Raw genomic sequence first — 20,428 nt, forward strand, 5'->3', positions numbered from 1 at the left:
TGAAGTCGCGGCGCAAAGCGTATCAGTCTATGGCCGCAGCGGGTAGCTGTGGCGATGGGCGGCGCGAACGTGGATGACGAAGGCGGCGGGCGGGGTGCAGGCAGGGACGCGGACGTGCAGGCAGACCCCAGACGCAAGAACGCCGGCTGGCGTTTGCACGCGAGCCGGCGTTCGGGGTGACGGGTCAGGTCGGGATTGCGTTGTCTACTGGTTCGCGCCGCGGATGTTGCCGGCGATACCGCCGGCTGCACCGCCAATGGCGGCCCCGGTCCAGGCACTGCCCCCCGCGATGGCGGCAATGCCGGCGCCCGCCGCGGCGCCCATCAAGCCACCCGTGACGGTGCCTTGCTGTTCCTTGGTCATGTTGGTGCATGCGGCCAGCGATGCCATCGCAATGGCCAGGCCTATCGTGCGGATAGTCTTCATGGCGGCTCCTAGGGGGTGCGTTTCGTCTTGGTGGCAGGCACGACGATCTCAAACCAGATCGTCTCCATGACGGGGCGATCCAATTGGCCCGGATTGGCGGCATACCAGCGGTCGATGGTCTCGCGCACCGAGTCCAGCGTCTGGTTCTGAAGGCCCGCGGAGAACTTGGGCACCAGCGTCTGGGTATCCGGCACGGCCCGGCGTTGCTGATAGGCGCGTTCAACCTCAAGCGCATTGGCCACGCCCAGCAGATAGGCCTTCTTGAGGTTGGCGTCGGAATCGGTCCAGTGCTTGCCGGTGATGATCGGGGCGGGGTCCGAGGGGGCGGCCGTGACAGCCGACCCGACAAGCATCGAGAGGGCTACGGTCGCTGGGCCAAGCAGGTGTTTTACTCGCATCGCATCGCTCCTGTTGGGGGAACAAAAGATAGAAAACAACCTTCGCGCGCGATTCGGGCGGGGGGATCGAGATGACCGATCGAAAAGCGGTACCGATCAATTTATGCCTGAATGCGTGGTCATGCAAGACCGGATTACAGGACGGATCGGCCGCTTCGGGATGCTCAATAGGCGGCGGACGGGGCGGGCGCCGCGGCGTTCGGGTCCGCGCAAGAGAAGCTTGCCGCCAGCCGGCGGGCGCTATTTGCGTAAAGCAGCACGTCAACGCCTACCGCCACGAAGGTGCAGCCCAGTTCCAGGTAACGGCGCGCCAGCGCGGGGTCCGATGTCAGGGTGCCGGCTGCTTTGCCGTGTTCGATGATGACTTGCATGGCGCGCTCGATGGCGCTTTGCACGTCCGGATGCCCGGGCCGCCCCCGATACCCCATGGACGCGGCCAGATCGGCCGGCCCGATGAACACGCCATCCACGCCGGGCAACTCGCAGATCGCCTCCAGGTTCGACAGCGCCTGCACCGTTTCCGCCTGCACCAGCAGGCAGATCTCGTCGTCGGCGATTTCCAGGTAGTCCTGACGGGCGCTCCAGCGAGATGCGCGCCCCACGGCGCTGCCCACGCCGCGTATGCCTTGCGGCGGATAGCGGGTCGCGGCCACCAGGGCGCGGGCTTGATCGGCGGTGTCGACCATCGGCACCAGCAGGTTCTTCGCGCCGATGTCCAGCATCTGCTTGATGAGTGCGGTGTCTCCGGCCACCACGCGCACCACGGGCTGGGCGCGGTAGGGCGCGACGCTCTGCAGGGCGGCCAGGGTGCCGCGCAGGTCGTTCGGTGCGTGCTCGCCGTCGATCAGCAGCCAATCGAAGCCTGCCGTGGCGGAAACCTCGGCCAGATAGGGGTCGGCCATCGAGAGCCACAGGCCGACCTGGGCCTGGCGCGCGGCAAGGGCCGTCTTGAAAGGATTGTGTGCGGGCATGCGAGAAGGTTCCTGAAATGACGGGTCAGCTGACGATGCCCAGATGCCAGGGCACGAATTCATGGTTGCCCAGGCCCAGTGCTTCGCTCTTGGTCGGCGCGCCGGAGGCCGCGCGCAGGATATGGTCGAAGATGCGTTGTCCCATCTGTGCGATGTCTACCTCGCCATCGAGCACCGCGCCGCAATTGATGTCCATGTCTTCCACCAGGCGCGCATACATGCTGCTGTTGCTGGCAAGTTTGAGCGTGGGCGCGGGCTTGGAGCCGAACATCGACCCGCGGCCTGTCGTGAAGCAGATCAGGTTGGCGCCGCTGGCGATCTGGCCGGTGACGGCGACGGGGTCGTAGCCGGGCGAATCCATGAAAACCAGGCCTGCGCGGTCGATGGGCTCGGCATATTCATACACGGCCTGCAGCGGCGTCGTGCCGCCTTTCATGGCGGACCCCAGCGATTTCTCGAAAATGTTGGCCAGGCCGCCTTGCTGGTTGCCGTGGCCGACGACGCCGTTGAACTGCGCGTTGTGTCCGGCCGTGTACCTTTCCCACCAGGCCAGCCGGTCCAGCAGTTTCTGGCCCACTTCCGGCGTGACGGCGCGGCGGGTCAGCAGGTATTCCACCCCGTGGATCTCCGGGGTTTCGGACAGGATCGCCGTGCCGCCGTGCCGCACCAGGATGTCCATGGCTGCACCCAGCGCAGGATTGGCCGTGATGGCGGAGTAGCCGTCCGATCCGCCGCATTCCAGACCGATCTTGAGGTGGCTTGCCGGCACGGGGCTGCGGCGCGCGGCATCGGCCAGCGGCAGCATCTCGTTGATGGCCCGGATGCCGGCCTCGATCGTGGCCCGGGTGCCGCCCGTGTCCTGCATCACGAGCGTACGCACCCGCGCGTCCCCGGCCAGATCCTGCGATTCGATCAGCGCCGACACCTGATTGCGTTCGCAGCCCAGCCCTACGATCAGCACGCCGGCCAGGTTCGGGTGCCGCGCGTAGCCGGCCAGCGTGCGTCGCAGGACGTCGAAATGCTCGCTGGGCGACGACATGCCGCAACCGCTCGTCTGCGCGAACGCCACTACGCCGTCCACGTTGGGAAACGCGGCAAGGCGTTCGGGCGTGAAGTGCTGCGCGATGTGGTGGATGACCGTCGCGGAACAGTTCACCGACGCGAGGATGCCGATGAAATTGCGCGTGCCCACCCGGCCATCCCCCCGAACGTAGCCCTGAAACGTCGCGCGTTCGGCCTCGGGCAGGATGTCGACCGGCCGCACATCGCGGCAGAAGCCCGGATCCCGCTCGAAGTCGGCGAGCGCAAGATTGTGTGCATGCACGTGCTCGCCGGCTTCGATATCGCGCGCGGCCACGCCGATGATCGCGTCGTACTTGCGCACGGGCGTGCCTGCCGGAATCCGGCAGGCCGCAATCTTGTGGCCGCCCGGCACCTGCGCGCGTACCCGCAGGCCCAGCGCCGGGATAGGCATGCCCAAGGCCAGGGCCTCCCGGGCGACCAGCACATTGTCGTTGGCGTGCAGCCGGATCAAGGGATTGGAAGTCACCGGGGATCAGCCTTTCTGCAGCATTTCTTTCAGTTTCAGGCGCGCGATCAGCGCGGTCTCCTGCGCATAGACCGACGCCACATAAGCCTGGTAATCCGGTCCGTCCAGGTACATCACCGGCGCATCGATGCGGTCGGCCACCTGCTTGAAGGCGTCGCTCTTGACCGCAGTGCGGAAGGCCTCGCGCAGCTTGCGCTCGACGGCGGGGTCCAGGCCCTTGGGCGCGCCGATGCCGTTGGGGGCCTCGACCACGACGTCGTAGCCCAGTTCTTTCAGGGTGGGCGCCTCCTTGAAACGCGAGGCGCGCGACTCGCCCCAGGTCGCCAGAAGCCGCAGCTTGCCTGCCTCGACATGCGGCGCCCACGAGCTTGAATCCGCCAGCAGATCGATCTGCCCGCCCAGCACATCCTGCAAAGCGGCCGCGCCGCCCTTGTAGGCAATCGCATTGAAACGCACGCCGGCTGTCATGGCGAACTCTTCCATGCCCACATGCGTCGCGCCGCCGATGCCGGCGTGGCCGTATGTCAGCTTGCCGGGATTGGCCTTTGCGTAAGCCACGACCTCCTGCAACGTCTTGAACGGCGAGCTGGCAAGCACTGCGATGCCGAAGGTCTGGCCCGACGTACGGGCCAAATAAGTCAGCTCGCTGCGCGGATCAAGCTGCAACAGTCCCAATTGCGAGAAACGCGCCACCGAAATGGGAATCTGGCCGATGTTGTAGCCGTCGGGCTGCGCCTGCGACAGCGACTTCGTGCCGATCATGCCCGAGGCGCCCGCGCGGTTCTCCACCACGATGGACTGGCCGAGCACGCCCGACGCTACTTGGCAGAGCGCGCGCATGGACTGGTCCGCGGTGCCGCCGACGGGCCAGGGGCAGATGAAGGTGATGGCGCGCTGCGGATAGTCCGCGGCGCGTGCCAGGCCGGGAGCCAGCAGGCCGGCCGCGCCGGCGCCAGCCATGGCGCCCAGACAGGCGGCGCCCGCCAGGAACCTGCGCCGGTCCCGGTCAGGGGTGGGGATGTGCCTCATGGTTTGTCTCCGATGTGATTATTTTTGTGAGCACCCTCAAGGCTACAAGGCCGCCCGGATCTATTCTCGTGAGCTTATATATAACTATCCAATAGAATTGCCGCATCGATAGATAACAAGTCTGATATGTAAGGACGTTGGTATGGCGCACCTGGACCGCGTGTTCCGCTCAAACCTGAAGCTGCGTCACCTCCAATTGGTGGTGGCGCTGGACGAGTTCCGGCATTTGGGGCGCACGGCCGAGTTCATGGCGGTCAGCCAGCCGGCGGTGTCGCGCATGCTGTCGGAGGTGGAGTCCATGCTGGGTCTCGCGCTGTTTGCGCGGTCCGTGCGCGGCACGGAGCCCACCGACGCGGGCGCTGCAGTGGTGCGCTTTGCGCGCGGCGTGCTGGCGCAGTACGCGCGCACGCGTGATGAGATCGACGCCGCCGCAAGCGGCGCGGCCGGCAAGACGCGGGTGGGGGCGATGGCGGTCGCGTTGCCGGTGCTGCTGGCGCGGGCCGTGCATGCCTTGAAGCTGCGGTCGGCGCGCGCAACCGTCCTGATCGAAGAGGGCGACCTGACCCATCTGCTGCCCAAATTGCGGCTGGGCGAACTGGATCTGTTCGTGGGAAGGCTGGAGCCAGGCTACGCCGCGCCCGATCTGCATGCCGAAGCGTTGTTCGAAGAGCCGATGGTAGTGGTGGCGGCGCCCGGCAGCGACGTGGCAGGCCGCAGCGCACCGGGGTGGGCGGATCTGGCGGCGTTGCCTTGCGTGATGCCGCCACCGTGGGCGTCATTGCGGGTAAAGCTGGAGCAGCAGTTCCATCATCGCGGCCTGCAACCGTCGTCCGATCTGATGGAAACGTCGTCCTACCTGTCTACGCTGACTTTCATTCGTGAGCGCAATGCGGTGGGATTTCTGGCGAAGTCGGCCGCCCGCAGTTTCGAGCGCCAGGGCCTGTGCCGGATCCTGGACGTGCCGTTGGACTTGGCGTTGCCGCCGGTCGGCATCATCACCTTGCGTGAAGCCCGGTTGCCTGCGGCCAGCGCGCACCTCATCGAATGCCTGAAGGGCGAGGCAACGGCGCTGATGGCTGATGCGGCAAACGGCGCCGGTTAGGCCGGCGCCGTTCCCGCGATGGGCTTTACTTCGCGGCGGTGGTCTGGGCTGCGGCGGGCGCCAGCGCCTGCAGGAGCAGCTTGGCGTTGGCCTGCAGGTCGGCAACGGGATCGGCCCCGTCGGTGGCCAGCACGACGGCCTTGGCGCCGCCGGCTTCGATGGCCTGGCGCAGTTCCGGCGTGGGCTCGCGGTGCAGCAGCGCGGCGGCCGCGCCGTTGTCCTTGAGAGTGGCGGTCAGCGCCGCCAGCGTCTCAGGTGTCCAGTCCTTGTCGTCGCGCGCGTTCGTGTCGATCAAATCCAGATTGAACTCGGCAATCAGGTAGGGCAGGCGCTCGGATAGGCTGACGACGGCCACGTTCTCAGCCTGAGCCAATCCGGCCTGGCTGCTGGCGTTCAATTCGACCAGCGTGCGCTTGATCTGCGCCAGGTTCTCGGCGATGCGCTTGTCGTCGGACGGGGACAGGCGCCCCAGATCGGCGGCGACGATGTCGGCCATGCGTCCCAGGTTGACGATGCTGAGCCACGGGTAGGCGGCAAACTGTCCGCCGGGGCGCGTGTCGCTTTGCAGGGCAATGCCGTTCAGCGCACCATCGAGCGGGCGGGCGGCGTCGATTTCGACGATGCGGATGTTGGTGCGCCGCGCGTTGGCGTAGAGCGGATCGTCGGGCCAGATGGAGCGCAGGCCGACCGCGGCGTCCGCCGATGCGGCGGCCTTTTGCAGCGCAGCGCCGCCGCGCCCGCTGAAATACGACGTGAGGCGGGTGGCGGGCAGGTTGGCGGGCGCGGCGCGCTCCACACGGATGGTGCTGCCTTTGGCCAGGCTGTCGGTCAGCGCAAACACGACGGGATGCGCGGCCAGCACGGTGACGCTGCCCGTGGCGGCGGCCGTGGCTTCAGGCTGCGCGGCGCGCGCGGCGCGGCCGGATTTGGCCGCTTCCTGGGCCTGCGCCGTGACGGCGGCGCCCAGCGCGGATGCCAATGCCACGGCCAGGGCGGCGCGGCGCAGGGTGACTGACTTCAAACTCATGCTGCATTTCCTTTCAGGCCGGGGACCAGGCCGCGTGCCAGGGCCGAGATCGCAAACAAAACACCCGCGACCAGAATGATGGCCGCGCCGGATGGGATCGGCAGTTCCAGCTCGATCGGCAACATGATGCCGGCCAGTGTGCTGAACAGCGCGAACAGCACCGACATCGTGAAAAAGCCCTTGAGCGACTGCGCCAGCATCCGCGCCGCAGCCGCCGGAATCACCAGCAGGGCGCCGACCAGAATGGCGCCGATCACCTTGACCGAGGCCACCGTGACCAGCGTCACCAGGATCACGAACAGGTAGTCCATGGCCTTGACAGGCACGCCGCGCACGGCGGCCAGCTGCGGATTGAAGCTCGCCAGCATCAGCCGGTTGTAGTTGGGCAGGGCCAGCGCCAGCGCCAGGATCGCCACGCACGTCAGAACCGACAGGTCGTTGCTGTTGACGGTAAGCACCGAGCCGAACAGCACGTTTTCCAGGATGTGGATGTTGATGCGGCCTGACAGCACGAGCAACAGGCTTGCGCCCAGCGCCAGCGACACCGACAGGAACACGCCAATCAGCGTGTCGGGCGTGAGGCGCGTGCGATTGCTGAGGAAATTGAGCAGGATGCCGAAGATGAGGCAATAGCTGAACAGGCTGCCATACGGCCCGGTGTAGGGCTCGCCCAGCAGGATGCCGATTGCGACGCCGGTCAGCGCGGCATGGCCAACGGCTTCCGAGAAGAACGCAAAGCGCTTGACCACGACCAGCGTGCCCAGGCCGCCCAACACCGGTCCGATGATCAGGCCCGCAAGCAGGGCGTTGATGACGAAGCCGAAGGCCAGCGATTCCGGCAACACGCCGGATTCCGCCGCGCTCTGAATGAGCTGGCGCAGGTTGTCGAAAAAGGCGTTCATGCGGCGCGCTCCTGCGGCTGATTGCCAACGCGCGGCCGGGTTGAAAAGAGCGCAAGCAGGCGGTCGGGCGTCAGCACCTGCGCGGGCGGGCCGTCGCAAAGCACCTGGCGGTTCAGGCCGGTGACGCGATCGGCCAGGCGGCCAACGGCCTCGAGGTCGTGTTCGATCCACAGCACGGTCACGCGCTGCGCGCGCCAACTGTCCAGCAGTTCTTCAAACACGCGCACGCCGGCTTCGTCCAGCGCCGACATGGGTTCGTCCAGCACCACCATCGACGGGCTGGGCACCAGGCCCTGGGCCAGCAGCACGCGCTGGCGCTCGCCGCCCGACAGCGCGCCCATGCGGCGGTTGCGCTTGTCCTGCATGCCAACGCGTTCCAGCGCGTCGCCGATTTCTTTCGATTTCGCGCGCGACAGGCCAAGGAACGCAGGTTTGCGCTGGCACATCGCGGCCATGAAATCGTTGACGGTCATGGGCAGGCCACGATCGAACTCAAGGGCCTGGGGGATGTAGCCGATGACGCCCGCCCGGTCGCCCGGCCACGCCACGCTGAGCTTGCCGCGATGCGGCATCTGGCCCAGCAGCGTCTTGACCAGCGAACTCTTGCCGCCGCCGTTGGGGCCGACCAGCGCATGCACGCTGCCTGCCGCAACGGTAAAGGCGACGTCGCTGAGGATGTCGGTACGGCCGAGCGTCAGGGAGATGTGGTCGAAGGTCAGCGTGGGACCCATTGCGCCGCCCGGGTGAGCTGTCACGGGGCCGGTCACGCGCCGGCCTCTTCGATGGCGCGCACCACGGTGGCCAGGTTCTGCTTCATTTCTTTTTCGAACTGCTCGGGGCTGTATTCGCCATACGAGATGTGCGACAGCGCATACAGCTTCACGCCGGTCTCGCGCTGGATCGTCTCGACATACGCGGACGGGAAGTTCAGCTCGGAGAAGATCACCTTGACGTCCGCCGCGCGCAATTGCTCGATGGTGCCCTTGAGCTGCGCGGGGCTGGGCTCGATGCCGTGCGCCGGTTCCACGACCGCAGTGACTTCCAGGCCGAACTCTCGCAAGAGGTAGTCGTAGGCGCCATGGATCGTGGCCACGCGCAGGTCCGCGTTGGGCGCTTTTGCAAGCTGGCCAAGGGCGTCGGCGCGCAGCTTGCGCAGACGCTGGCCATAGGCGCGTGCATTGGCGGTGTAGGTCTGCGCGTTGGCCGGGTCGATACGGCCCAGTTCGCGTGCAATGGTGTTGATCTGGGCGATCGAGGCGGTGATCGACAGGAACGTGTGCGGATTCACGACCTTGCCGGAATCGCCGCCGCCGCGTGCGGCCATGCCCACGGCCGCCAGCAGCGGCACCTGCGCGTTCGCTTCGATCACGGGGATCTTCGGCGTTTCGCTGGCGGCGATCATGCGGTCCGCAAAGTCGTCATGGCCGATGCCGTTGAGCACCACGACATCCAGGGTGCCGATGCGCTTGATGTCTTCGGCACGCGGCTCGTAGGCGTGCGGATTGAAGCCCACCGGAATCAGCGGCACGACCTCGGCCTTGTCGCCCACGATGTTGGCGACGTAGCTGTAATAGGGATGCAGCGTCACGCCGATCTTCAGGCGCTTGGCCTCTTCGGCGTGGGCGGGCGCGGCGAAGGCGCCGGCCAGCAGCGCCAGCGCGGCGATCGGCGCGGCGCAGCGGCGCAGGAGCTGTGAGAAAGACGAAAAGGCAGACATAAATCCGTAGGCTCGTGTCGGAAGACGAAGGGGGAGGGGCCCGGTCAGGGCTTGTTCTGGCGGGTCACGCCGGCGTCGAACTGAGCGACGACCTGGCGCCAGCCCGCGGCGGCCAGCGCGGCGTCGTCGGTGGCAGCGGGCACGCGGGCCGCGGCATCGCGGGCCAGCCAGACATCGGCTTGGGCGTCCGCGCCATGGTCATGACCATGGCCGTCCTTGGCGTGGCCGTCTTCGGTGCGCAGCAGGAATGATCCGGCCAGCGCAACGTCGGCCGTCTGGCCCACGTATAGCGCCTTACCGCTCTGGCGTTGGAGCCGCCAGGCGTGTCCACCGCGCACGGCGGTGCTGTTGTCCGCCACAAACGGCGGCAGCCCCTGCGCGGCCAGTTCTTCAACCGAAGGCAGCGGCTCGCCGGCCTGCAGCGCGAAGCCGATTTCCTCGTAGGCGACGCGCAGGTCGGCGTAAATGCCTTGTTCGGCGGGCGTCAGGTCGCGCCGCGCATCGATCTGGGTGGCGGCGAGCGGCGCGCTTTCGGGCGGCGCTTCACGCAGGCCGATGTAACCTGCGGCGGCCGCGACGATGACCAGGCAGGCGCCCAGCACCGCCAGCGTCTCGTGTCCGGCGCCCGCGGGTCGGATGACTTGTGTATGCATGCTGCGAAGGGCCGGGGCTTACTGGATGTCGACGTGGTCGATTTCAACGACGTGGCCGGGGCCCGCGTCGAACAGCACGTAGAACTCGCCGTTGGGCCGCTTGAACGACATCTTGGAATCGGCATCCAGCTTGCCCGGCACGATGATCTGTTCATCGTACGAGATCACGTCCATGGTGACGCCGGCGGCGCCGCTGCCGTCGGAGAATCCGCCGGTGCACTGGATCTGTTCCTTGCCATCGGCCTTGCATTCGGCCATGGGGTTGTGCGCCAGGGCGGTGGCGCTGGCGCTCAGCAGCGCGCCCAGCAGGGCAGCGCGAAGGCCGTTAGCGAAAATTGCATTCATCGGGATGCTCCTTGTTTCTTCAGCCACTCGACGGTGGCGGGGGAGGCCATGGCAAGCGGCCAGGCCGCCTGGTGCACCGAACCGTCCCAGCCTTCCGCGGTGACCCAGAGCTCGGCGTCCGGGGCGGTGCGCGGCGGGATCGGCACGGTGGCAAAGGCCCGGTGCGGGCTGCCAAAGAAAATCGAACCTGCGGCACGCAGGCTGCGCGGTTTGCCCACGCGCACGTAGACCGCGCGGATCTGATCCTTGCAGCCTTCGCACTGGGCCATGGTGAAGGTCTTGACCATGCCGGCGGGGTCGGACTGGGGCGGCTCGACCTTCCACTCGGCAAACTTCAACTTCCAGGGACCCACGTCCAGCTCGCCCGCGGGGCGCTGGCCCAGCCCCATCAGCCCGCGCGACAGCGCCAGGTTGTCGAAATACTTCGGGACGTAAATGATGGGCAGGATGAGCAGCAGCGCGCTCAGGTGGAAGCGCCAGCGGCGCCAGAAACTGGGTTTGGCCGCGGCGGCGTCCAGGGTGGCGGTCTTGCTCATTCGGTCACCTCGCGAGCGGCGGTACGGTCTGCGCGGGCAGGGCGCAGGGCTTTGGCAGTGGCTTGCGCGGTGCGCTTGGTCCAGATCAGGAGGCCGCTGAGCGACATCATGGTCAGCAGGAGGCCAAACAGGAACCACACCAGCTTCAGCCAGAAGCCGCCGAAGTCGCCGGTATGCAGCGGCCGCATGGATTCGGTGAAGAACTCCAGGCCGTTGCGGTCGGACAGGCGGCGCACTTCCTCGACCGCGCCGTTGTACGGATTGATCTTGGCGTACTGGAACATCAGCGGGTACGCGCCGCGGCCCGAGATGGTGATCGGGTCATACGCGTTGCCGGGGAAGAAGACGTGCTGCGTTTCCAGGCCGGGCAGTTCGCGCTCGGCAATGGCAACGATCTCGTCGAGCGGCAGGCGTTTGACGGTTTCGCCGGCGGCGACGGTGGGCACCTGATCGCGGGCTACGACAGCCGGCACGCCCTGGGTCGAAATGGTGGTCGCCGTATCGGACAGGATCGCCTGCGCCAGGAACCAGATCGCGCTGACCGAAATCAGCAGGATGAACCAAACCGACCACAGACCCGACAGGCGGTGGAAGTCGCCCCAGAAAATGCGAGCGCCCTGGCCGACGCGCAGACGCGGCTTCTGGAAATAGGCGCGCCAGAACCGCTTGTAGACCACCAGTCCGGTGATCAGCGACAGCAGCATCGGAATCGACAACAGCGAGACCAGATACCAGCCCCAGCTATAGCCATTGTTGAACGGGATCAGCAGCCAGCCGTGCAGCGCGCGCATGAATTGGCGCAGGTCGAAGTTCAAGGCCGGACCTTGCACGTGGCCGGTGTACGGGTTGACGTAGATCGAGGTGAAGCGTGCGCCCGGATAACCCACGGCGGCCGTCAGGGCAAACTGCGATTCCTCAGGCCAGGACAGGCGCTGAACCGACGCTTCGGGTTCCTGTTTGGCGATGGAGTCCATCAGGGCCTGGTAGCCCATGCGGGGCGTATCGGCATCGGGCGCCTGGGCGCGAACGGCGGGGTTGATGAGCCAGACGATTTCCTGGCTGATGACGGCGATGGTCCCGGTCGCACAGATGAAGAAAAGGAAAATCCAGATTGGCAAGGCCAGCCAACTGTGGACGAGAAACCATAATTTGGAGCGCGATGGCTTGGCCATTCAAAAGCTATCCGGTAGACAGAAGAGGGTTGCCTGGTCCCCATTTAAGGGAGGCGTCAGGCGGAATTCTAGCAATAATAGTTCTCAATTGTCTTAGTCGCCCCTTTGCTCCGGCGCGCCGCGCCGGCGCAAAGCATCCGGAATTGACGGCCCGATGTTTAAAATGCCGGCTTGGCGACGGAATCGGCCGTCGCCCGGAAATCCCGCATGCCCGCCCGATCGTCCTGTCCGTCCTCCCGTCCAGTCTGCGCCGCCACCCTCGTGCGGCTGTTGCTGCTGCTTCTGCTGGTGGTGCGGGCGTTCGTGCCGGTCGGATACATGCCGGACGCGCAGGCGCTGAAGCAGGGACGCCTGGAACTGGGCTTCTGTGCCGCGGGCGGCGGGGTGTTTCCCGGCATGTCGGGCAGGGCCGATGCGCACACTGCCCACACCGATTCCTCTCATGACCACCATGAGCACCACGATTCTTCCCAGCACGTGGGCGCCGGCCAGGAATGTCCGTTCGGGCTGAGCGCACACCCGGCGTTGCTCGTGCCGCCCACCGTCGCGCTGGTTCCTGCCTTGCTCGGCTGGTGGGTGCAGGCGCCCCGACTGACCGACAGTCCGCGGCCGCCCATGCCGGCCGCCGGGCCGCCGCTGGGACAGCGCGCTCCGCCTCGAATCACCGGATGACATCCGTCGCCGTGCGCGCCAAGCGCACGATTGCCGCCTGCTGCAGGCGGCGTCCGTTGTTTTCGAGATCATCATGTCCACCGAGACCCTGGTTAGTCCGGCCGCCTCCACGCGGCCGAGGGCGGCAAGCGGCAGCGCGTTGCTCGCGCTGATCACCCGGCTGCATTTCTATATAGGCCTGTTCGTCGGCCCCTTCATCCTGGTCGCGGCCGTGACCGGCACGCTGTTCGTGCTGACCCCGCAACTGGAAAACCTCATCTACGCCGAGCAGTTGCGCACCACTTCCACGGGCGCGGCGCAACCCCTCGCGGCGCAGGTCCAGGCAGCGCAAAGCCAAGTCGGACCGGGTCCGCGCCTGTTCGCCGTCCGGCCCGCGCCCGGCCCCGGCGAAACCACGCGCGTGATGTTTACGCAGCCCGGCATGGGCGATTCCGAAGCCCGCGCGCTATTTGTGGACCCCGTCACGCTGAAGATCCAGGGCGACATGGTCGTCTACGGCACCAGCGGCACGCTGCCTTTCCGGACCAAGCTGGACTACCTGCACCGCAACCTGATGCTGGGTGACCTGGGCCGCAACTACAGCGAACTGGCGGCGTCGTGGCTCTGGATTGCGACGCTGGGCGGTCTGGTGCTGTGGTTTGCCCGGCGCGGGCGCGACAAGACGTTGGAAGCCCGCAGCCCGCGCCTGCGCGCCCGGCGCTGGCATGGACTGCTGGGGTTGTGGATCGGCATCGGCCTGGTGTTCTTCTCGGCCACCGGGCTGACCTGGTCCAACTGGGCCGGTGCGCGCGTGGACCAATTGCGCGCGCAGTTGGGGTGGATCACGCCGGCGGTGTCGTTGAAACTGCCCGACGCCGGGATGCCCGCCATGGCAGCCATGCCCGAGGGCGGCGAGCATGCCCATCATCATGGCGACCAGCATGACCACGCCGCCATGTCGCCGGCGCCGGACACCGTGCCGGCGGGCTTTGACCGGGTGTTGCAGGCCGCGCGCCAGGGCGGCATCGACAGCAGCCTGCTTGAAATCCGGCCGCCGCGCGGCGCTGGCCAGGCGTGGTTGGTGCGCGAGGTGGACCGCTCCTGGCCCACCCAGGTCGACACCATCGCCGTGGATCCGACCACCTATGCCATCACCAGCCGTGCCGACTTCGACACCTTTCCGCTCATCGCCAAGCTGATCCGCTGGGGCGTGGACATGCACATGGGCATCCTGTTCGGCTGGCCCAATCAACTCCTGATGGCCGCCATTGGCATCGCCCTGACGACGATGATCGTGCTGGGCTACCGGATGTGGTGGCTGCGCCGTCCGGCCGCGGGCGCGACAGGGCAGACGCTGACTCACGCCTGGCGCGAGCTGTCCTGGCCCGGACGGATCGGCGTGGCGGCCATCGCGCTGGCGCTGGGATGGAGCCTGCCGGTGATGGGCGTGAGCCTGGCCGTATTCCTGGTCATTGATGTGTTGCGCTGGGTAGCCGCCAGACGCGCTTGATATGCGTCAACGGGCAGTGCAGATGGGCGCGGGCAGACCGGATTCGGGGCCGGAACCGCGCTACCATCTGCGGCGTCAAGGGGATTTGATGTACACAAGCGCCACTGCTGCCAGACGATGGGTTTCGCTGTTCGCGGCGGCCCTGTTCGTCTTTCAGGCGCTGATTGCCTCTGCGGCACTCGCCGCACCAAGTCCCGCCGGTATGTCGGGCGCCGCCGGCGCCACCACCATCATCTGCACGGCCAGCGGGCCGCGCGTTGTCACCATCGGCATCGAAGGCGCCACGCAAGGCGCCGAGCAGCACAGCGGCGCCATGCCGCATTGCTGCGTCGCCGGCTGCGCCATGTTGGGCGGCGCCACGCTGCCCGGACTGTGGCTGCTTGCCTGGCTGCTGCCTACGCTGGCGCAGCCTGCTACGGCGCCAGCCGCCGACGTTTCTTACTTCTCCAGTGCGCACGCCCGGCTGCAGCAGCAGCCGCGCGCGCCGCCACCCGTCGCCTGACGGCACCTCTCTCAGCATCACCGGTTTGCATCGCGGCGCCCACGGTTGACGGCCGCGCCGCCGGTTAGCGCCTGCTCATATCGCCGCTTTTGGCACGGATCCGTTTGAGGGCCCGGGCGCCGAGGCGCGCCCATGCATGGCCCGTCCGCGCGGGGGCGACGCCCCGATTGCAGATTCCGACTCAGATTCCAAGTTGATCCAGATTCCCTATGCGTAAGCAACCGCAATTCGTCCGCATGACCTGCCTGGCCGCCGCCGTGGCCGCCACATTTTCCGCCGCCGCGCAGCCCATCCAGGACGGCGTAACCACGCTCGATCCCGTTGTCATCATGGGCGTGGCGCCCAGCGCGCCGCTGACCTTCACGACCGATCCGAAGCTCCCGCGCCAGCCGCTGCCAGCCAGTGACGGCACCGACTACCTGAAGACCATTCCCGGCTTTTCGGCCATCCGGAACGGCGGCACCAACGGCGACCCGGTGCTGCGCGGCATGTTCGGTTCCCGCCTGAACATTTTGACCAACGGCACCTCCATGCCCGGCGCCTGCCCGTCGCGGATGGACGCGCCCAGTTCCTATATTTCGCCCGAGAACTTCGACCAGCTCATCGTCATCAAGGGACCGCAGACAGTGCTGTGGGGGCCGGGCGCGTCCGCCGGCACCGTCCGCTTCGACCGCGACACACCCCAGTTCACCGAGCCGGGCGTGCGTTTTGACGGCAGCCTGACCGGCGGCTCGTTCGGGCGCAACGACCAGACGGCGGACCTGACCATCGGCAACGAAAAGGTCTACACCCGGATCACCGCCAACCACTCGCATTCGCAGGACTACAAGGACGGCGACGGCAACACCGTGCCGTCGCGCTGGGACAAATGGAACGCGGATGTCACGCTAGGCTTCACGCCCGATGCGGACACGCTATATGAACTGACCGCCGGCACGGGCGACGGCGAGGCGCGATATGCCGGGCGCGGCATGGACGGCTCGCAATTCAAGCGGGAAAGTTTTGGACTGCGCTTTGAAAAACGTAACCTCGGGCCCGTCCTGAGTCAGGTCGAGGCACAGCTCTATTACAACTACGCGGACCACGTCATGGACAACTACACGCTGCGCGCGCCGGACCCGTCCAGCGCCATGGCGATGGCGATGGCCTCGGACGTGGACCGCGCAACCTGGGGCGGACGTGTCGCCAGCACCTGGAATCTGTCGCAAGACACCAGCCTGGAGGCAGGGATGGACTTCCAGCAAAGCCGCCACCGCGCCCGCAGCGGCTCGGACACCATGTCCTATCGCAGCCAGCCGTGGGTCAAGGACGCCGATTTTTCCAATACGGGTGTCTTTGGCGAATTGACCTGGCGCGCCGCACCGGACAGCCGCGTGATTGGCGGCGCCCGCGTCGACTGGGCGTCCGTCAAGGATTTCCGGCAGACCACCGGCGGCATGATGATGGTCATGCCCAACCCCACGGCGGGCGAACGGCGCAACGACACGCTCCCCAGCGGCTTCCTGCGCTATGAAAAGGATCTGGAATCGCTGCCCGCCACGCTCTATATCGGGCTGGGTCATGTGGAGCGGTTCCCAGACTACTGGGAACTGTTCTCGCCCAAGCGCGGTCCGGCCGGCTCGGTCAACGCCTTCCAGGGCGTCAAGCCGGAAAAGACGACCCAGCTTGATTTTGGCGCCCAGTACAAGACGGAAACGCTGGATGCGTGGTTCTCGGGGTATGCGGGGTACGTGGACGATTTCATTCTGTTCAATTACACGTCCGGCGGGATGATGGGGGCCACCTCGCAGGCGACGAACGTGGATGCCCGGATTTTTGGCGGGGAGTTTGGCGCGTCCTATGCCGTGACGCCGAGCTGGAAGGTGGGCGCCACATTGGCCTACGCCTGGGGCCAGAACCGCAGCGACGGCCGCGCGCTGCCGCAGATTCCGCCGCTGGAGGCCAAGCTCACCGCCGCCTATGACGACGGCACCTGGTCGGCGGGCGCCTTGTGGCGCATCGTCGCCCCGCAAAAACGCTACGCGCTGAACGAAGGCAACGTCGTGGGCAAGGATTTCGGTCCCAGCGCCGGATTTGGCGTGTTTTCCCTTAATGCGGGTTACGTCGTGAACAAGCAGGTTCGGTTGTCGCTGGGCGTGGACAACGTGTTCGACAAGACCTACAGCGAACACCTGAACCTGGCGGGGAATGCCGGATTTGGCTATCCGGCGGGCACGGCGGTGAACGAACCCGGCCGCAGCGTCTGGGCTCGGGTCAGCGTCCGATACTGACCGAAACGGGGTTGGGCACGCTACTTGCTGAAAGGGGGGTGAGGGTCATTCCTTGTCTTATGGAGAAGCATCATGGAAGAGTTCAAGTACACGCCCACCTTGTCCACCCCCCAGCCGATGACAAATGGCGAACGTTGCGCGTTGCGAACGCTTGCTGCGGCGCAGCAACTTTTGCACCCGGATCGTCCGCCGGCCGTCCTGATGTCGACGGTCGAAGCCGAATTGGCCAAATATGTAAAAGATACCTACCGGCCGCGCACGGCTTGGTAAGGCGCCAGGGCGGGGCGCCGCGCACTGACGGCGCCCGTCACGCGATCGGCGCCCGCATCACCAGCGCCGAGATGGTGTGATTTTTCCAGAACATCTGGTGGATACGGGGCAGCAGGGCTTGCAGCTCCGGCTCCGTCACGCCGTCGAACGTGACCAGTACGGCGGGACGATTTCCTTCGCTGGGGACGCGCTTCATGCCGTCCGGCGAAGGAAAGCCGTACTTGACCAGGAACGCCCGGACATCTTCGTCGCTGGTGGTGTCTTCCACCTGATTGATGAGCAGCGCTGCCATGGCGCAACCTCCAGAGGTCAGAATTTTTCGGGCACATACCGGAACGGATGTTCCGGCTGCGTGTAGCCCTTGGGCTTCTGTCGTTTGGGCAGGGTGATTTTTTCCCTGGCGCTGACGGTGTAGGGAATGTGTTCCAGCAGGTGGGTAATGATGTTCAGCCGGATTCGCTTCTTGTCGTCGGATCGTCCGACGTACCAGGGCGAGATCGACGTATCCGACGCCCGGAACATCTCGTCCCGGGCACGCGAGTAGTCGTACCAGCGGCTGTACGAATCCAGGTCCATCTTCGTCAGCTTCCAGGTCTTGCGCGCATCGTTGATGCGCGACTGAAGGCGGCGTGTCTGTTCCGCCTCGGTGACTTCCAGCCAGTATTTGAAGAGCAGGATGCCGGAGTCGATCATCACGCGTTCCACCAGCGGCACGGCTTTCAGAAAGGCGTCGACCTGCGCCTGGCTGCAAAACCCCATCACGCGCTCAACGCCAGCCCGGTTGTACCAGCTGCGGTCGAAGATCACGACTTCGCCCGCCGCGGGCAGGTGTGGCAGGTAGCGCTGCATGTACATCTGGGATTTTTCGCGCTCGGTGGGGGCGGGCAAGGCCACGACGCGAAAGACGCGGGGGCTGACACGCTCGGTCAGCGCCTTGATCGTGCCGCCTTTGCCGGCGCCGTCGCGCCCTTCGAACACGATGCAGACCTTGGCGCCCGTATCGACGACCCATTGCTGCAGCTTGACCAGCTCGACGTGAAGTTGGGCCAGTTCCCTTTCGTACTGCTTATTGGAAAGCTTGCCCGCCTCGGCGGTCTCGGGATTGTCCTTCTGCTTTTTCTTGTCGCCCATCGTCGCGCTCCGGAAGTCTTCCTGCCACGAATGAACGGCGCACGCGGGCGCCACATTTGATCTGAATATATTGCCGATTCAAGGCGGTTTGGGAGCGCGTTACCAATGGAATTATGGTGCCGCAGTCCGCCGCGCCATTGGGTGGTGGTCACCCGACGAATGTTTCGGGAACGTTATTTGCTGTCGGGGTCCACGGCCACGTTTCCGCTGGCCGCAGCGAACCTGAGGTGACGAAAATGGAACCAGATCATTCCGTTGGGCAGACATCTTCCCAGGACAACGCCGTAGAGGCGACCTCGACGCCCGACGATCTGCCGGTGCGGCCTGGGGCAGGCTCGCCGAGTACGGGCGGCGCGCCGTCGGTCAAGCCGTCGGATGCCAGCGAGAACACGCAGGGCAACGAAGTCAGCAACGAGGACATGGAGCCATCGGACGCCTCCGAATCCAATCCCGATCCCGCCGACTCGCAACGCACGTCCTGAACACCAAGAGACCCCGAGGAGATCCGATCATGATCGTAAAGACTGCAATGCTGGGCGTGGTTGCGATGCTGGGCGCCGCTGGCGCCGTGTCCACCGGCTGGGCGCAGGGTGCGCCGCAGTCCGTGACCGAAGTGCGAGTCGATGTCGCCAAGGTCGAGGCCGGCTACCGCGCCTCGAAGATCATCGGAGCGACCGTCTACAACGGCAAGAAGGAAAAGATCGGCACCGTGGATGATCTGATCCTCGGCCCGCCCGATTGGGCGCCGTATGCGGTGTTGTCGGTGGGCGGGCTGCTTGGCGTCGGCAATCATCTTGTGACGGTTCCGCTGTCGAAGATGCAGGTCGCCGGCGACCAGTTCCAGCTGCCGGACGCTACGAAGGACACGCTCAAGGCGCTGCCCGAATTCAAGTACGCCAAGTAAACCGGCGCGGGGCAGCACGCTCCGCACCCCATGCCTGATCCACGCCCGCAGGAGGCCACATGCAGATCGAACCCGTCGACGAACCCCGCCGTTACGAATCGCCCTCGCGTTCTTCATTGGTTGCGCAGATCAAGGACATCGACGCCCGCAGGCCGGATTTTCCAGGCGAACACATCATCGTGTTTGGCGTGGGCGTGCTGCTGATGTTGTCCGGCATGCGCAGCCGCACGCTGTTGCGGCGCACCCTGGTCACCGCCGCCGGGACCGCCTTGATCGGCCGGGCGGCAAGCGGGACGGGCGGTATTGCCCGCGTCGCCCGCATCGTCAAGCGCCTGGGCTGATCACGCGCAGGAGACCGTCATGGCAGCAAGAACGATATGGAAAGGAGCGATTTCCTTCGGGCTGGTCCACATTCCCGTGGGCCTGCACACGGCCACGACGGAGTCCGGCGTGGACTTCGACTGGCTGGACAAGCGCTCGATGGACCCGGTTGGTTACAAGCGCATCAACAAGCGCACCGGCAAGGAAATCGACAAGGACAACATCGTGAAGGGCGTGGCGTACGAGGACGGCAAATACGTCATCGTGTCGCCCGAGGAGATAGCCGAGGCCTATCCTCGCACCACGCAGACCATCGAGATCCAGCAGTTCGTGGACGCCGGGGGCGTGTCGTTTGTTTATCTGGAGCGACCCTACTACGTCGCGCCCATCAACAAGGGCCACAAGGTGTACGCCTTGCTCCGGGACACGCTGGTCAAGACAGGAAAGATCGGCATCGCCAAGGTCGTGATCCAGACCAAGCAGCACCTGGCGGCGCTGATTCCGTCAGGCGACGCGCTGGTGCTGAACTTGATGCGCTGGGGCGACGAGGTGAAGTCGGTGGAAGGGCTGGATCTGCCCAAGGCCGGCGCCAAGAACATGACGCCCAGCGCCAGCGAGATGAAGATGGCGAAGATGCTGGTCGACGACATGTCCGGCGAATGGGATCCCGAACAGTACAAGGACGAGTTCAAGGCCGCCGTGATGGAGCTGGTGGAGCAGAAGGCGCGCGCCGGCGAGACCGAAACCGTCATCGAGCCGCAGGAAGCGTCGCCCGCGTATGCGGACAACGTCATTGACCTGACCGAGCTGCTGCAGCGCAGCCTGAAGGGGGGCAAGGGCGGGTCCAAGGCGGCCAAGTCCGACGAAGGCGATGACAAAAAGGCAGCCAAGGTGCCGGCCAAGAAGACGGCGGCCAAGTCGGCCAAGAGCGCAAGCAAGACGGCCAGCAAGTCGGCGAGCAAGGCGACGGGTAAAACCGCCAGCAAGTCGAGTGACAAGAACACCGGCAAGACAACGAGCAAAACGCGCAAGGCGGCCTGAC

25 protein-coding genes are annotated in these 20,428 nt (G+C 66.0%); 10 read left to right on the forward strand and 15 right to left on the reverse strand.

Annotation, left to right across the window (positions count from 1 at the left end; all coding sequences use genetic code 11):
• Positions 1-204 precede the first annotated feature (204 nt).
• From HV681_RS01990 to HV681_RS02010, 5 genes are all read right to left on the reverse strand, one after another.
• On the reverse strand, positions 205-426 hold the full coding sequence (locus tag HV681_RS01990) for a YMGG-like glycine zipper-containing protein (protein ID WP_056318016.1): 222 nt from the start codon (positions 424-426) through the stop codon (positions 205-207).
• Between the two features lie 8 nt (positions 427-434).
• The gene (locus HV681_RS01995; protein WP_175121468.1) at positions 435-824 is read right to left on the reverse strand and encodes a hypothetical protein; all 390 of its coding nucleotides are present in this window, start codon (positions 822-824) and stop codon (positions 435-437) included.
• Between the two features lie 164 nt (positions 825-988).
• Positions 989-1,795 carry a 4-hydroxy-2-oxoheptanedioate aldolase gene (hpaI, locus tag HV681_RS02000; protein WP_175121469.1) on the reverse strand — a complete coding sequence of 269 codons (807 nt, stop codon included), beginning with the start codon at positions 1,793-1,795 and terminating at the stop codon, positions 989-991.
• A 25-nt stretch (positions 1,796-1,820) separates the two neighbouring features.
• The gene (locus HV681_RS02005; protein ID WP_175121470.1) at positions 1,821-3,344 is read right to left on the reverse strand and encodes a UxaA family hydrolase; all 1,524 of its coding nucleotides are present in this window, start codon (positions 3,342-3,344) and stop codon (positions 1,821-1,823) included.
• Positions 3,345-3,350: 6 nt separating this feature from the next.
• Positions 3,351-4,373 carry a tripartite tricarboxylate transporter substrate binding protein gene (locus HV681_RS02010; protein WP_175121471.1) on the reverse strand — a complete coding sequence of 341 codons (1,023 nt, stop codon included), beginning with the start codon at positions 4,371-4,373 and terminating at the stop codon, positions 3,351-3,353.
• A 142-nt stretch (positions 4,374-4,515) separates the two neighbouring features.
• Here HV681_RS02010 and HV681_RS02015 point away from each other — a divergent pair, with 142 nt between their 5' ends.
• Complete coding sequence (locus HV681_RS02015; RefSeq protein ID WP_175121472.1) at positions 4,516-5,475, forward strand: LysR substrate-binding domain-containing protein; 960 nt, start codon at positions 4,516-4,518, stop codon at positions 5,473-5,475.
• 25 nt (positions 5,476-5,500) lie between these two features.
• Here the strand turns inward: HV681_RS02015 and HV681_RS02020 are convergent, their stop codons facing one another.
• From HV681_RS02020 to HV681_RS02055, 8 genes are read right to left on the reverse strand one after another with little or no spacing between them, the layout of a single operon-like run.
• A complete protein-coding gene (locus HV681_RS02020; protein ID WP_175121473.1) occupies positions 5,501-6,502 on the reverse strand; it encodes a metal ABC transporter solute-binding protein, Zn/Mn family in 1,002 nt (333 codons plus the stop codon).
• Positions 6,499-7,404 carry a metal ABC transporter permease gene (locus HV681_RS02025; protein ID WP_175121474.1) on the reverse strand — a complete coding sequence of 302 codons (906 nt, stop codon included), beginning with the start codon at positions 7,402-7,404 and terminating at the stop codon, positions 6,499-6,501. The genes HV681_RS02020 and HV681_RS02025 overlap by 4 nt, the downstream gene beginning before the upstream one ends.
• Positions 7,401-8,171: a metal ABC transporter ATP-binding protein gene (locus HV681_RS02030; RefSeq protein WP_239213696.1), complete on the reverse strand. Its 771-nt coding sequence runs from the start codon at positions 8,169-8,171 to the stop codon at positions 7,401-7,403. Before HV681_RS02030 ends, HV681_RS02025 begins: the two co-directional genes overlap by 4 nt.
• Complete coding sequence (locus HV681_RS02035) at positions 8,168-9,121, reverse strand: metal ABC transporter substrate-binding protein (RefSeq protein WP_175121475.1); 954 nt, start codon at positions 9,119-9,121, stop codon at positions 8,168-8,170. Before HV681_RS02035 ends, HV681_RS02030 begins: the two co-directional genes overlap by 4 nt.
• Before the next feature lie 44 nt (positions 9,122-9,165).
• Positions 9,166-9,774 carry a DUF6162 family protein gene (locus HV681_RS02040; protein ID WP_175121476.1) on the reverse strand — a complete coding sequence of 203 codons (609 nt, stop codon included), beginning with the start codon at positions 9,772-9,774 and terminating at the stop codon, positions 9,166-9,168.
• Between the two features lie 18 nt (positions 9,775-9,792).
• Positions 9,793-10,119, reverse strand: a complete 327-nt coding sequence (locus HV681_RS02045) for a hypothetical protein (protein ID WP_175121477.1) — start codon at positions 10,117-10,119, stop codon at positions 9,793-9,795.
• A complete protein-coding gene (locus HV681_RS02050) occupies positions 10,116-10,655 on the reverse strand; it encodes a PA2404 family protein (RefSeq protein WP_175121478.1) in 540 nt (179 codons plus the stop codon). The genes HV681_RS02045 and HV681_RS02050 overlap by 4 nt, the downstream gene beginning before the upstream one ends.
• Positions 10,652-11,827 carry a PepSY-associated TM helix domain-containing protein gene (locus HV681_RS02055; protein ID WP_175121479.1) on the reverse strand — a complete coding sequence of 392 codons (1,176 nt, stop codon included), beginning with the start codon at positions 11,825-11,827 and terminating at the stop codon, positions 10,652-10,654. Before HV681_RS02055 ends, HV681_RS02050 begins: the two co-directional genes overlap by 4 nt.
• A gap of 207 nt (positions 11,828-12,034) precedes the next feature.
• Between HV681_RS02055 and HV681_RS02060 the strand changes: the two genes are divergently transcribed.
• From HV681_RS02060 to HV681_RS02080, 5 genes are all read left to right on the forward strand, one after another.
• The gene (locus HV681_RS02060; RefSeq protein WP_175121480.1) at positions 12,035-12,499 is read left to right on the forward strand and encodes a DUF2946 family protein; all 465 of its coding nucleotides are present in this window, start codon (positions 12,035-12,037) and stop codon (positions 12,497-12,499) included.
• Between the two features lie 73 nt (positions 12,500-12,572).
• Complete coding sequence (locus HV681_RS02065; protein WP_175121481.1) at positions 12,573-13,988, forward strand: PepSY-associated TM helix domain-containing protein; 1,416 nt, start codon at positions 12,573-12,575, stop codon at positions 13,986-13,988.
• Between the two features lie 88 nt (positions 13,989-14,076).
• Positions 14,077-14,490 carry a DUF2946 family protein gene (locus HV681_RS02070; RefSeq protein WP_175121482.1) on the forward strand — a complete coding sequence of 138 codons (414 nt, stop codon included), beginning with the start codon at positions 14,077-14,079 and terminating at the stop codon, positions 14,488-14,490.
• Positions 14,491-14,699: 209 nt separating this feature from the next.
• A complete protein-coding gene (locus HV681_RS02075; protein WP_175121483.1) occupies positions 14,700-16,760 on the forward strand; it encodes a TonB-dependent copper receptor in 2,061 nt (686 codons plus the stop codon).
• 72 nt (positions 16,761-16,832) lie between these two features.
• A complete protein-coding gene (locus HV681_RS02080) occupies positions 16,833-17,030 on the forward strand; it encodes a hypothetical protein (RefSeq protein WP_175121484.1) in 198 nt (65 codons plus the stop codon).
• A 37-nt stretch (positions 17,031-17,067) separates the two neighbouring features.
• On the opposite strand, the gene HV681_RS02085 is transcribed toward HV681_RS02080, so the two are convergent.
• On the reverse strand, positions 17,068-17,322 hold the full coding sequence (locus HV681_RS02085; protein WP_175121485.1) for an RNA-binding protein: 255 nt from the start codon (positions 17,320-17,322) through the stop codon (positions 17,068-17,070).
• A gap of 17 nt (positions 17,323-17,339) precedes the next feature.
• Positions 17,340-18,161 carry a polyphosphate kinase 2 gene (ppk2, locus tag HV681_RS02090; protein WP_175121486.1) on the reverse strand — a complete coding sequence of 274 codons (822 nt, stop codon included), beginning with the start codon at positions 18,159-18,161 and terminating at the stop codon, positions 17,340-17,342.
• 236 nt (positions 18,162-18,397) lie between these two features.
• On the opposite strand from ppk2, the gene HV681_RS02095 reads away from it, so the two are divergent.
• The 4 genes from HV681_RS02095 to ku are packed head-to-tail and all read left to right on the forward strand — an operon-like array spanning position 18,398 to position 20,427.
• Positions 18,398-18,643, forward strand: coding sequence for a hypothetical protein (locus tag HV681_RS02095; protein WP_175121487.1), 246 nt, complete (start codon positions 18,398-18,400; stop codon positions 18,641-18,643).
• 29 nt (positions 18,644-18,672) lie between these two features.
• Positions 18,673-19,065, forward strand: coding sequence for a PRC-barrel domain-containing protein (locus HV681_RS02100; RefSeq protein WP_175121488.1), 393 nt, complete (start codon positions 18,673-18,675; stop codon positions 19,063-19,065).
• A 59-nt stretch (positions 19,066-19,124) separates the two neighbouring features.
• Positions 19,125-19,406: a hypothetical protein gene (locus tag HV681_RS02105; protein ID WP_239213693.1), complete on the forward strand. Its 282-nt coding sequence runs from the start codon at positions 19,125-19,127 to the stop codon at positions 19,404-19,406.
• 19 nt (positions 19,407-19,425) lie between these two features.
• Complete coding sequence (ku, locus tag HV681_RS02110) at positions 19,426-20,427, forward strand: non-homologous end joining protein Ku (RefSeq protein ID WP_175121489.1); 1,002 nt, start codon at positions 19,426-19,428, stop codon at positions 20,425-20,427.
• Position 20,428 lies beyond the last annotated feature (1 nt).

The organism is Achromobacter animicus, from assembly GCF_902859585.1.
Lineage (GTDB): Bacteria > Pseudomonadota > Gammaproteobacteria > Burkholderiales > Burkholderiaceae_B > Achromobacter > Achromobacter animicus.

Bases quoted from the DNA above. Each gene is read 5' to 3' on its own strand.
- HV681_RS01990 (WP_056318016.1), bottom strand. From the start codon at position 426: ATGAAGACTATCCGCACGATAGGCCTGGCCATTGCGATGGCATCGCTG.
- HV681_RS01995 (WP_175121468.1), bottom strand. From the start codon at position 824: ATGCGAGTAAAACACCTGCTTGGCCCAGCGACCGTAGCCCTCTCGATG.
- hpaI (WP_175121469.1), bottom strand. From the start codon at position 1,795: ATGCCCGCACACAATCCTTTCAAGACGGCCCTTGCCGCGCGCCAGGCC.
- HV681_RS02010 (WP_175121471.1), bottom strand. From the start codon at position 4,373: ATGAGGCACATCCCCACCCCTGACCGGGACCGGCGCAGGTTCCTGGCG.
- HV681_RS02015 (WP_175121472.1), top strand. From the start codon at position 4,516: ATGGCGCACCTGGACCGCGTGTTCCGCTCAAACCTGAAGCTGCGTCAC.
- HV681_RS02020 (WP_175121473.1), bottom strand. From the start codon at position 6,502: ATGAGTTTGAAGTCAGTCACCCTGCGCCGCGCCGCCCTGGCCGTGGCA.
- HV681_RS02025 (WP_175121474.1), bottom strand. From the start codon at position 7,404: ATGAACGCCTTTTTCGACAACCTGCGCCAGCTCATTCAGAGCGCGGCG.
- HV681_RS02035 (WP_175121475.1), bottom strand. From the start codon at position 9,121: ATGTCTGCCTTTTCGTCTTTCTCACAGCTCCTGCGCCGCTGCGCCGCG.
- HV681_RS02040 (WP_175121476.1), bottom strand. From the start codon at position 9,774: ATGCATACACAAGTCATCCGACCCGCGGGCGCCGGACACGAGACGCTG.
- HV681_RS02045 (WP_175121477.1), bottom strand. From the start codon at position 10,119: ATGAATGCAATTTTCGCTAACGGCCTTCGCGCTGCCCTGCTGGGCGCG.
- HV681_RS02050 (WP_175121478.1), bottom strand. From the start codon at position 10,655: ATGAGCAAGACCGCCACCCTGGACGCCGCCGCGGCCAAACCCAGTTTC.
- HV681_RS02055 (WP_175121479.1), bottom strand. From the start codon at position 11,827: ATGGCCAAGCCATCGCGCTCCAAATTATGGTTTCTCGTCCACAGTTGG.
- HV681_RS02060 (WP_175121480.1), top strand. From the start codon at position 12,035: ATGCCCGCCCGATCGTCCTGTCCGTCCTCCCGTCCAGTCTGCGCCGCC.
- HV681_RS02065 (WP_175121481.1), top strand. From the start codon at position 12,573: ATGTCCACCGAGACCCTGGTTAGTCCGGCCGCCTCCACGCGGCCGAGG.
- HV681_RS02070 (WP_175121482.1), top strand. From the start codon at position 14,077: ATGTACACAAGCGCCACTGCTGCCAGACGATGGGTTTCGCTGTTCGCG.
- HV681_RS02075 (WP_175121483.1), top strand. From the start codon at position 14,700: ATGCGTAAGCAACCGCAATTCGTCCGCATGACCTGCCTGGCCGCCGCC.
- HV681_RS02080 (WP_175121484.1), top strand. From the start codon at position 16,833: ATGGAAGAGTTCAAGTACACGCCCACCTTGTCCACCCCCCAGCCGATG.
- HV681_RS02085 (WP_175121485.1), bottom strand. From the start codon at position 17,322: ATGGCAGCGCTGCTCATCAATCAGGTGGAAGACACCACCAGCGACGAA.
- ppk2 (WP_175121486.1), bottom strand. From the start codon at position 18,161: ATGGGCGACAAGAAAAAGCAGAAGGACAATCCCGAGACCGCCGAGGCG.
- HV681_RS02095 (WP_175121487.1), top strand. From the start codon at position 18,398: ATGGAACCAGATCATTCCGTTGGGCAGACATCTTCCCAGGACAACGCC.
- HV681_RS02100 (WP_175121488.1), top strand. From the start codon at position 18,673: ATGATCGTAAAGACTGCAATGCTGGGCGTGGTTGCGATGCTGGGCGCC.
- HV681_RS02105 (WP_239213693.1), top strand. From the start codon at position 19,125: ATGCAGATCGAACCCGTCGACGAACCCCGCCGTTACGAATCGCCCTCG.
- ku (WP_175121489.1), top strand. From the start codon at position 19,426: ATGGCAGCAAGAACGATATGGAAAGGAGCGATTTCCTTCGGGCTGGTC.